General features: G+C 69.2%; 9 protein-coding genes and 1 tRNA gene. 5 read left to right on the forward strand and 5 right to left on the reverse strand.

The annotated features are described in order from the left end of the window. The 3 genes from ABF401_RS13035 to ABF401_RS13045 form a co-directional block, all read right to left on the reverse strand. On the reverse strand, window positions 1-1,097 hold a 1,097-nt coding region (locus ABF401_RS13035), incomplete at its 3' end, for a PP2C family protein-serine/threonine phosphatase (RefSeq protein WP_353509995.1). Between the two features lie 3 nt (window positions 1,098-1,100). Then, a complete protein-coding gene (locus ABF401_RS13040) occupies window positions 1,101-1,658 on the reverse strand; it encodes an FHA domain-containing protein FhaB/FipA (RefSeq protein ID WP_353509996.1) in 558 nt (185 codons plus the stop codon). A 27-nt stretch (window positions 1,659-1,685) separates the two neighbouring features. Continuing rightward, window positions 1,686-2,459, reverse strand: coding sequence for an FHA domain-containing protein (locus tag ABF401_RS13045; protein ID WP_353509997.1), 774 nt, complete (start codon window positions 2,457-2,459; stop codon window positions 1,686-1,688). A 229-nt stretch (window positions 2,460-2,688) separates the two neighbouring features. Here ABF401_RS13045 and ABF401_RS13050 point away from each other — a divergent pair, with 229 nt between their 5' ends. Continuing rightward, window positions 2,689-4,239, forward strand: a complete 1,551-nt coding sequence (locus ABF401_RS13050; protein ID WP_353509998.1) for a MinD/ParA family ATP-binding protein — start codon at window positions 2,689-2,691, stop codon at window positions 4,237-4,239. A gap of 58 nt (window positions 4,240-4,297) precedes the next feature. On the opposite strand, the gene ABF401_RS13055 is transcribed toward ABF401_RS13050, so the two are convergent. Together ABF401_RS13055 and ABF401_RS13060 are read right to left on the reverse strand one after the other, a co-directional pair. Beyond that, window positions 4,298-4,957 (reverse strand): response regulator, encoded by a 660-nt coding sequence (locus tag ABF401_RS13055; protein WP_353510003.1) that lies wholly within the window; start codon window positions 4,955-4,957, stop codon window positions 4,298-4,300. After that, complete coding sequence (locus ABF401_RS13060; protein WP_353509999.1) at window positions 4,957-6,066, reverse strand: sensor histidine kinase; 1,110 nt, start codon at window positions 6,064-6,066, stop codon at window positions 4,957-4,959. Before ABF401_RS13060 ends, ABF401_RS13055 begins: the two co-directional genes overlap by 1 nt. Window positions 6,067-6,249: 183 nt before the next feature. On the opposite strand from ABF401_RS13060, the gene ABF401_RS13065 reads away from it, so the two are divergent. The 4 genes from ABF401_RS13065 (at window position 6,250) to ABF401_RS13080 (ending at window position 9,638) form a co-directional block, all read left to right on the forward strand. Continuing rightward, entirely contained in the window at window positions 6,250-6,966 is a 717-nt protein-coding gene (locus tag ABF401_RS13065; RefSeq protein ID WP_353510000.1) for a hypothetical protein, read from the forward strand. An 84-nt stretch (window positions 6,967-7,050) separates the two neighbouring features. Next, window positions 7,051-7,133, forward strand: a tRNA-Leu gene (locus ABF401_RS13070). 752 nt (window positions 7,134-7,885) lie between these two features. Beyond that, window positions 7,886-8,539: an LON peptidase substrate-binding domain-containing protein gene (locus ABF401_RS13075; RefSeq protein WP_353510001.1), complete on the forward strand. Its 654-nt coding sequence runs from the start codon at window positions 7,886-7,888 to the stop codon at window positions 8,537-8,539. A 55-nt stretch (window positions 8,540-8,594) separates the two neighbouring features. Further along, window positions 8,595-9,638: a DUF3800 domain-containing protein gene (locus tag ABF401_RS13080; protein ID WP_353510002.1), complete on the forward strand. Its 1,044-nt coding sequence runs from the start codon at window positions 8,595-8,597 to the stop codon at window positions 9,636-9,638. Window positions 9,639-9,859 lie beyond the last annotated feature (221 nt).

The following is a 9,859-nucleotide window of genomic DNA, read 5'->3' on the forward strand; positions in this document are numbered from 1 at the left end:
GAGAGGTCCACCGGACCGATGGCCGTGGCAACGCCGCGGAAGATCGCCACCTGCCCGCTGTCTGCCCCGACGAAGAACTGCTGTTGCGACCAGGACCACGCCGCGTAGCCGCCGCCGACAAGGACGACGAGCACGACGAGGCTCAGCAGTCCACGCCTCAGGCGCTTGGACCGGAGGGAGCGCTTGGGGTCGTCGGCGAGCTCCGGGGTATCGGTCCGGTTGTCCCTCTCGTCCCCGCGTCCGGTGGCCTCGCGGGACAGGGCCGCCGCCTTCTCCGCCGGCGTCGTCGGGATCGACTTGGTCTTCTCGCGCAGGCTGCGGGCCGCCGCGCCGACCACCTGGGGCACCGTGGTGGGCAGGTCGTCGCCATCCGGGTCGACGACATCGGCGACGATCACCGTCACGTTGTCGCGAGTGTGCGCCTTGAGCGCGACCTCGACGCACCGGTCCGCCGCTTCCTCCGGTGTTGCGGCCGCGACGAGGATCTCCTCGATGACGTCGGCGCCGACGAAGTCGGAGAGCCCGTCCGAGCAGAGCAGGAACCGGTCCCCGACCCGGGCTTCGCGCAGCGAGGTGTCGGGCTCGTCGTCGGGCTGGCCCGTCATCACCCTGGTCACCACGGATCGTTGCGGGTGGCTGCCCGCCTCCTCCTTCGAGATGCGGCCCTCGTCGATGAGCTGCTGCACGAAGGAGTGGTCCTTCGTGATCTGGCTGAACGCGCCGTCTCGGAGCATGAAGGCCCGCGAGTCCCCGATGTGAGCCATGGCGAGCTTGGTGCCGGTGCGCAGGATGACGATCGTCGTCGACCCCATCCCGGCGAGGTCGGAGTTCTCGCGCATGGCCTTGGTCAGCTTGGCGTTGGCCGACCGGAGTGCGTGCTCGAGCAGCCGGATCGCCTGGTCGGCGCCAACGTCCTCATCGTCGAGCGGGGCCAGCTCTCCGACGATCATGGAGCTCGCCACGTCGCCGGCGGCATGTCCACCCATGCCGTCGGCCAGGACGAGCAGGTTCGGACCGGCGTACCCGGAGTCCTCGTTGCGGGACTTGGGACCGAGCCCGAGGTCGGAGCGTGCCGCATACCGCAGTGCAATGGCCATGGCTCAGTCCCGGAACTCGAGGACGGTCTTGCCGATGCGCAGGGTCGTACCGACCTCGACCGGCTGTGATGAGGTGAGCTTCTCCCGCCCGATGAAGGTGCCGTTGGTCGAGCCGAGGTCCTCGACGAGCCATCCCTCGCGTCCCGACGGGTCCTGGTAGATGCGGCAGTGGCGTCCGGAGGCGTAGTCGTCGTCGAGGACCAGGGCACACTCCGGATTGCGTCCGATGAGGATGGCCTGCCCCCGAAGCGGAAGGGACGTGCCGGTCAAGGGGCCCTCCGTCACGACGAGCAGTTGGGGCACCCGCTTCGACCGCCCGCGCCCGAACCGTGCGCGCGCCGGTGCCGGCACGGGCGCGGGGGCCGGGGCAGGAGCCCGCTTGGCCTCCTTGGCAGCCCGGCGCTGCTGCCGCTCCTGCTCGCGCACGGCCTTGCGCTGGGATCGGCGGGACACCGACGTCCCATACAGGTCGGTCCGAAGCACGCCGACCACGCTGAAGATGAAGATCCACAGCAGCGCAAGCAGCCCCAGCCGCAGCAGGGTCAGGGTCAGTTCGCTCATGCGGCTCCAGTCATCGCGAGCAGCGCCTCATCGGCGGCCCGCCCGGAACGTGGCCGAGGTCCGGCCGAGCGTGAGACGGTCGCCGTCCTCGAGACGCTGGCTCGTGATGCGCTCGCCGTTGACGAAGGTCCCGTTCGTCGAGTTCAGATCGCGGATCGACGTGACGAGGTGCGGCCCGTCTGTCGTGACCCTGATCTCGCTGTGGCGGCGGGAGACGCCGGGGTCGTCGACGACGATGTCAGCGGACTCGTCCCTGCCCAGGGTCGTCAGGCTCCCGAGGAGCGGATACCGATCACCGTTGATGTCCAGCCACGGCCGGGCTGACGGATTGACGCGCCCTGGTCGGGCCGGCGGCTGCTCGTCGACCACGGTGCCGTCGGGTGTCTGGTGCCGGTAGGCGGCGTGCTGCGGTGGCACGTCCGAGCCGGCCCTCTTCGCCGTTGCGGGCCGGACGCGGAAGACGCCGGTCTCCAGGCCCTCACCCTCGATGAGGACGACCTCGAGCGGGCCGCCGGGCTGGTAGCCCTGGGAGTCGGCGTGCTCCTGCGCCGCCGCGACGAGGTCATCGGAGAGCTCGTCCTCGTAGTCGCCGAGCCGCTCGAAGTCGGTCCTGCTGAGCTCGATCGTGTACAGGTTGGGCACCATGGCTCGCCCGTGTCCGAGGAGCGCGGCCCGGTCATCCATGGCCCGGCGGATGGCCGAGGCGATCTCCACGGGCTGGACCTCGGACTTGAAGGCCCTGGCGAAGGCGCCGTGGACAGCCTTGGCGAGCCCGTGCTCCACCCGGTTGATGATTCCCACGCCGTCTCCTTGTCTTCCCGCCTGCGCTCCGGGCGTCTCATCGTAACCGGCAAGCACGGACGACGCCCCATCCGGAGACGGCTGCCAGCCTTCCATTACAGGTGGCGGGAGGTCGCGATCCGGTGTTCGTCTGGTAACGATTGGGTTTGCCGTGGCGTGGAAGCATGGGACTATCGACGCGCGTGCCTGCACGGGCACGTGCTTGTGCTAGGCCAGCGAGGAGTGCTCGATGAGCAACGAAGACGGCAAGGTCGAGGATCAGGGGATCCCCGGCTACTCCGCAAACAACACCATTCCGGGTGGGTTCGCCCTGCCACTCCCCACGGCAACCAACTCCATCGACCCCGAGCCGGGGGCCGACGAGAATGCTGACCCCTGGTCGTCGACCTGGGACGACACGTCCTGGCAGCTGCCCGACTCGGACACGAGTGAGAAGCTCTACTCCTCCGAGGAGCTCGCCAACTACGCCGCCGCCGGTGGCACCACGGCCGGCCCCGACTGGGGCGACTCCTACGACCACGGCGGAGAGCCGGCGAACCTCAGCGGCGGTGAGACCGCGGCCGGATGGGAGAGCTGGGAGCCGTCAGGCGCGTTGGGCTACGACCCCGACACCGGTCACTGGTCCGACCTGCAGCAGAACGCCGAGACCGACGCCCGGTCGACGGAGGAGTACTCCGGTTGGGTCCCTGCCGGGTCGGACCGGACCAACGGAGCCCACTATTCGAGTGACCACTCCGCCGCCGAGCGCGCCTACGCGGCGCGGCCGGCCATCGACCCCGACGTGGCCGCAGCGGCAGCCGAGCGTGGGCTGGATCCCAGCTCAGCGGCATACGGCGCCCCTGTTGCACATGCCGGCTCCGACCGGCCGAGGGCAGACGACCTCATCACGGTCCGCTCCAAGGGGGAGCGGCAGAAGATCAAGGCCCACTCCGGGCTGCGACGGGCGTTCGGCTTGGGACCGGGGCTGAAGGAGCTGCTCGAGCGGGACCGGATCGACCGGATCGCGAGGCCGCTGTCGGGTCGCAAGACGATCATGGTCATCAACACCAAGGGCGGTGGCGGCAAGACCCTCGTCACGCTCATGCTCGCGAGCTACCTCGGGCGGTACCGGTCGGGGTCGGTCCTGGCCTGGGACAACAACGAGACCGAGGGCACGCTCGGCATGCGCGCGCCGTCGCAGAGCCACCACCGCACCGTCATCGACCTCTTGGGTGCGCTGCCGCAGATCGCGGCCGACCCCAACGCCGGCACCTCCGAGCTCGAGCACTGGGTGCGCGAGCAGCGGGCGCTGTCCTTCGACGTGCTCGCGTCCGCGGACGACGACGAGGCGATGCGGGTCATCGGCGAGCAGGAGTTCGAGGACCTGCACACGCAGCTGTCGCGGTTCTACCGGATGATCGTCATCGACACGGGCAACAACCGCCTGTCCCCGAACTGGCTGGCCGCCGCGTCCCATGCTGACCTCCTCGTCTTCGCCACGTCGCTCAAGGACGACACGTCCGTCGTCGCGGCCAAGAACCTCGACGCGCTCGTGGCCATGGGCCGGGGCGACCTCGTCAAGAACGCCGTCTGCGTGATCTCCCACACCACCGCCAAGGGCAACGACGTCGGTGCCGGTGTCCACACGCGTGAGCACTTCGAGCAGTGGGTGCGTGCCGTCGTCGACATCCCGTTCGACCCGGCCCTCACGCCCGGCCTGCACCTCGATCCGCTCAAGATCAGCAAGAAGACGCACGACGCGTGCATGGAGATGGCGGCAGTCGTCGTCGACGGTCTCTGAACTCCGGTTCGAGGTAGAAGCTCGCTCTCGGGAGCGACCCGCCACCTCGAACCACCGTTCAGCCCTCGTGCGACGAGACGATTCCTCGTTCGTGGGCGTAGACGACGGCTTGCACTCGGTCGCGCAGGCCGAGCTTGGTCAGCAGGCGCGCCACATGGGTCTTGACGGTGGCCTCACTGACAAACAGCCGTGCGGCAAGTTCGGCGTTTGACAGGCCACGTGCGAGCAGCGTGAACACCTCACGCTCTCGGTCCGTGAGGGTCGCGAACTCGGGTGAGGGATCCGGGGCGGCTCGAGTCCGGGAGAACGCCTCGATGACCCGGCGAGTGACGGCCGGATCGAGCAGGGCCTCCCCGGAGGCAACGACCCGGATGGCGCGGACGAGCTCCTCGGGCGATGCGGACTTGAGCAGGAAGCCGCTGGCTCCCGCTCGGAGCGCGTCGTAGACGTAGGAGTCGACGTCGAATGTGGTCAGCACCACAACCCTCGTCGCGGGTCTGGTGTCGGCCGTGAGCTGACGCGTCGCCGCGATGCCATCGAGCTTCGGCATCCGGATGTCCATGAGGGTTACATCAGGGCGCAGCCGACGGGCAGCGCTGACGGCCTGGGCCCCGTCCGAGGCCTCGGCAACCACCTCAATGTCCGGTTCCGCAGCGAGGACGAGCCGGAACCCGGCCCGGACGAGCTGCTGATCGTCTGCGAGGAGAACGCGGACCATCACGCGGTCATCTCTGGCACCGGGATCATGGCCGCGACCCGGAAGCCGCGTCCGGGAAGGGGGCCGGCCTCCAACGTCCCGCCATACAGGGCAGTCCGTTCCCGCATCCCCAGGAGGCCGTGGCCCAGCTGGCGCTCGCTCGGTGAGGGGCGGACGCCGTCGTCCGTGACCAAGACCCCCACGGCGCCATCGCTGTAGCGGATCCGCACTTCGACGTGCGTGGCCCTCGCGTGCTTGAGCACATTGGTCAGCGCCTCCTGCGTGATCCGGTACACCGACAGGTCGATGCCTGCGGGCAGCGGGCGCGGTTCGCCCTCGACCTCCAGCTGGGCTGCCAGTCCGGTCGCGCGAGCCGATTCGAGCAGCTCGTCGACGCGCTCCAGCCCCGGCTGGACCTCGAGTGGTCGGTCGGCGGGGGTGCGGAGCGCGCCCAGCACGCGTTGCAGCTCGGCCAGTGCCTGTTGCCCGGTCTGCTCGACGATCTCAAGGGCATCGCGCTCCGCCTGCTGACCTGGTTGGAGCAGCCGCCGCACACCGCCCGCATGAAGGGTCATCACGCTGATGCTGTGCGCGATGACGTCGTGTAGCTCCCGTGCGATCTGAACTCGTTCCTGCGCCGCCGCGGCGTTTGCCTGGTGCTCAGCGAGCTGGGCGCGCAGCCGACCCACCGCGAAGCCTCGGCCGACCGACCATGCGAGTCCGATCAACAATGCTGCATAGAGCAGGTCGCTCGGCGACATGCCCTTCTCCAGCAGGATGACCGGCCAGATCAGGCCTATGGCGACGGCGAGGGCCAGGACCGGGCGCCTGGCGTAGTAGGCCGCCGACCCGACCGCGAGGAACGCCGCGAGCAACGGGGAGAACGCCGAGTTGGCGTCCACACCGATCAGTGCCTGAGCTGCCAACGAGCCGAAGCACACGATGACCACCGTCAACGGTGCACGCCTGCGGAATGCCACCGCCACTGTCCCCACAGCGATGAGAGCGGCAGCAGCGAGTCGCGGGCCGCCGATCACGGCACCAGACCACAACTCCGCCTGGCCGAGGACAGTCAGCAATGCCGCCAGTAGCGGATCGAGCCAGCGTCCGGACGTGCCGAAAGGGGTCACCCTCCAAAGGTAGTTCTGCGGTTCCCGTGTCGTGGTCGCCCGAACGAGCGACAGGAAGGGCCGACGCGTCACTCCAAAGGATGACTCAAGCAGCGCTGCCGGCCTGACGACCCGGCGGCGTCCCGGAGGGACCGTGGTGTCGAGTGATCGGCAACGGGCCGGTCGAACCACCAGGAGGACCTCATGTCAGTGCTCTCCGACCCTCGGCGGAGCAGTCGCATTGCAGCCGGCGTCGGCCTGATCGGCTTCAGCGCGCTGTTGCCCATCGAGGACCGAATCGACCCCACGAGCGGTGTCTCGTTCTATGACGCGGCAGTGACTCACCCGGGGCTGCTCACAGCATCAGCATTGACCCTGTTGGGGTCCGCCATCCTCACCGTCCCGGCCATCACCGGGATCATCCATCAAGCGAGCGACCGCGGCGCGGTTCTGGCGCGCCTCGGTGGCTTCTTCACCCTGCTCGGCGCCTTGGGCCACACCGCGCTCGCCGTCGTCTACCTCATGATGCGCTCGTTGGCGGGAGGTGATCCCGCTGAGATGGCGGCCTTCGAGGAGCGACTCAACGCTGACATCCCAACCGGGATTGTCGCGATGGTGCTGTTGCTCAGCTTTGGCATCGGCATCGCCCTCCTGGCCTGGGCGGCCACGCGCGCCGGCCTCATCGGCTGGTGGGCACCGACTCTCGTCACCGCCGTCGTGGTGGCCCACGCCGCGCTCCCGGAGGATCTCCCACCGATCGTTCCGTTCAGCGCGCTGACCGCCATCGCCGTCGTCTTCGGACTCCTTGGCCTGCGCGCCCTGGTCATGTCCGACTCGGAATGGAGCCCGTCTGCGTCGGACGACAGTGAGGCACGCGTCGGGGCGGCCACGCCCCTGGGGTCGGCCGAAGTCGCTCGCTAGTCTCCCGACCGGTTGTGCCCCAGCAGCTGCGCAGCCTCGGTTTGGCGATCCCGGCCGTCATGCAGCACACTGTCTCCTTGTCACGCGCGAGTGGCGGAACGGCAGACGCGCTGTCTTCAGGTGGCAGTGTCCTTATGGGCGTGGGGGTTCAAATCCCCCCTCGCGCACGCGTGGGCAGCTCTCGAGGCTGCCAACCGTGAAGTCCGAACTCCCGGCCAGAGATCTGGCCGGGAGTTCTGTGTTCGGGCTTCGCTTGAGCGGCTCTCGGGAGCGGTGCTCCTGATCGACCTGGTCGTCCGGCCGACAGTCTGATGTCGCCAGCCGCAAAAAGCGGGACAGGGTCCGTTTCATCGGGGATAGTGGAGGCGGACACCACTCCGGTGGCAGCAAACTGGTCGCGCGACCGGATCCTCCCCAACGTGATGGTCCACGACCGACTGTGATCACGCTGCGGGCGGTGCCAACCACGACCGGCGGCCACCCTCGGCTCCCTCCATGCCGAGCCAGTTCCCACCAGGTCGCCAGTTGGGTTGGGCGGGCTCACGATCCGCGGGAACGCACGATCGTGAGCCCGTTCCACATTCTCGCCTCGCGCTCGCGAACACGCCCGGGACTCCGGAGCTGACCAGTGTTGCTTCAGGGGGAGTTCCGCGGTGCCGGGCGTGTTGCGGGGTGGCGGGGCTGGCTGGGTGGCCACGTGACCCGGGTGCCTGGCTCGGCGGCATACGGCATCGTCCGTATGCCGCTGGGCTCGCTCGCGCTGCGACGCCGCGTTGCGCTCGCAACACGCCCGGGACTCCGGAACTGACCAGTGTTGCTTCAGGGGGAGTTTCGAGGTGCCGGGCGTGTTGCGGATGAGTGGGCTGGGCGGTGGGGCCGGGCGCAGACCCGCCGATCGTCCCGGGCCTACGCTGGAGGGGTGGCTTCACTGCCGCTCTTTCCCCTCGGCACCGTGCTCCTGCCGGGTGCGCGCCTTCCTCTGCAGGTGTTCGAGCCGCGGTATGTGGCGCTCCTGCGCGACCTCATCGAAGGACAGGAAGAGCGGCCTCCGGTCTTCGGCATCATCGCGATCCGTGAGGGCAACGAGGTGGGTGAGGGTGCGGTCCGGGCGCTGCACGAGGTCGGTTGCGCGGCGCTGCTCACGCACGTGGCAGTCCTGGGCGGCCAGAGGTTCTTCGTCATCGTGCAGGGGACGGACCGGTTCCGTGTCGGCCAGGTCGACCGCCTTGCGGGGACGCCCTACACGACCGCGCGCGTGCACTGGCTCGACGAGCCGGATGGCGACGCGGCGGCCATCGAGCTCTTGGCCGCCCGGCTCCGGGCGGAGCTCATGGCCTTCCGGGAGATCACGGGCGACAGCGAGCAGGAGATACCCGACCAGGCTCGTGCGCTGTCCTACGCCGTGCCATTCGTCGTCTCGCTGGATCTCGCGGATCGCCAGCACCTCCTCGAGTGCGCGGACACGGAGTCGAGGCTGAGGTTGGGCCTCGAGCTGACCCACCGCGAGCGCGAGCTGGCGACAGCTCTCGGCACGGCGTTGAAGGCACCTGGGTCACCGTTCGACCTCAGCTAGGCAACCGGTGCCATCGGGACAATTCGATGGTGCGGATCCATGCACACGGGCCAGCATGGTTGGGGTGGCGAGTAATCCGAGGTTGCCCCCTCAGGGTGGGCTCCCGCCGATCGCGGTGATGGGCGGCGTCATCCTGGAGATCGCCTGCGACGAGTCCGGGTTCTCGGGCAGCAACCTGCTCGACCGAGCCACTCCGGTGTTCACCCACGCAAGCGTGGACCTCGGCATCGAGGAGGCCACCCAGCTCATCGAGGCGCTGCGGCCCGAATTTCGGTGGCCGCTGGGCGAGTTCAAGTCCGGCCACCTTCTCCGCGGCAACCGGGCTGCTGAGCTGTCGGCGAGCTTCCTGTCGGCCCTCCATGGTCGAGCGCACGTCCACGTCATCGACAAGGAGTACTTCCTCGTCACCCGGATCGTCGACCTCTTCCTGGCCGAGCCCTCGTACGCCGCCGGCACTCGCCTGACCGAGCACCACCGTCCAGCTGCCCTCGCCCTCTATCGCGCGGGCCGGTCGGGCGGTCGCGACTGGGGCGACTTCCTTACCGCTTTCGTGGAGCTGGCCCGGACCAAGAGGCGGCTGCGTCCCGAGCGCAGCCTCATGGACGCCTTCTTCCGCGCCCGCGACTCGTTGGCACGATCACGGCGTGGTTCGGAAGCCGACGGAGTCCTCGAGGAGCTGAGCCGCACGCGGGTTCGGAAGGTCGTGTCCCGACTGGCCCACGACCCGTCGATCCCGCCACCACTGGAGCCGATGCTGCCGGCGCTGGCCGAGACCGTACTGTTCTGGTCCGGCGGCCGGCGGCGGGTGCTCGTCATCCACGACGAGCAGAGCGCCCTCACCCCCAGCCGGTTGATGCGACTGCAGCATGTTCTGGCCAACGGTTCCGGCTCACGCGCGGCAGATCTCCACGACGCCGCCGGTCCGGCCGCGCCCTTCTCACCGTTGGCGGGTCTGGTCACCGTCGACTCCCGGGACGATCCGAGGGTTCAGGTGGCTGACCTCCTCGCCGGGATCGCCCGGCGCACCGTGAACACCGCCGACGACCACCTGCTCGCACCGTTCGTCTCGGCGACCTCGCTACGAGCTCCCGGCCCCTGATACCGAGGGACCGGGGCGAGTCGCTCACCACCGACCGGTCCGGCCTCAGCGAAGGGCGGAGAGAACCTCCGCTGCCACGAGCCAGGTGGCCGCGGCGCAGACAACGGCAAAGGTCAGGTTCCAGACGATCCGCGGCACGTGAGTGAGCGACGCAAGGACTCCAGGGTCGCTCGATCGGTCGGGGGAAGCCGCCACGGCACCCAGATGCCGCCAGGCACCGA

Source organism: Intrasporangium sp. (assembly GCF_040414665.1).
Lineage (GTDB): Bacteria > Actinomycetota > Actinomycetes > Actinomycetales > Dermatophilaceae > Intrasporangium.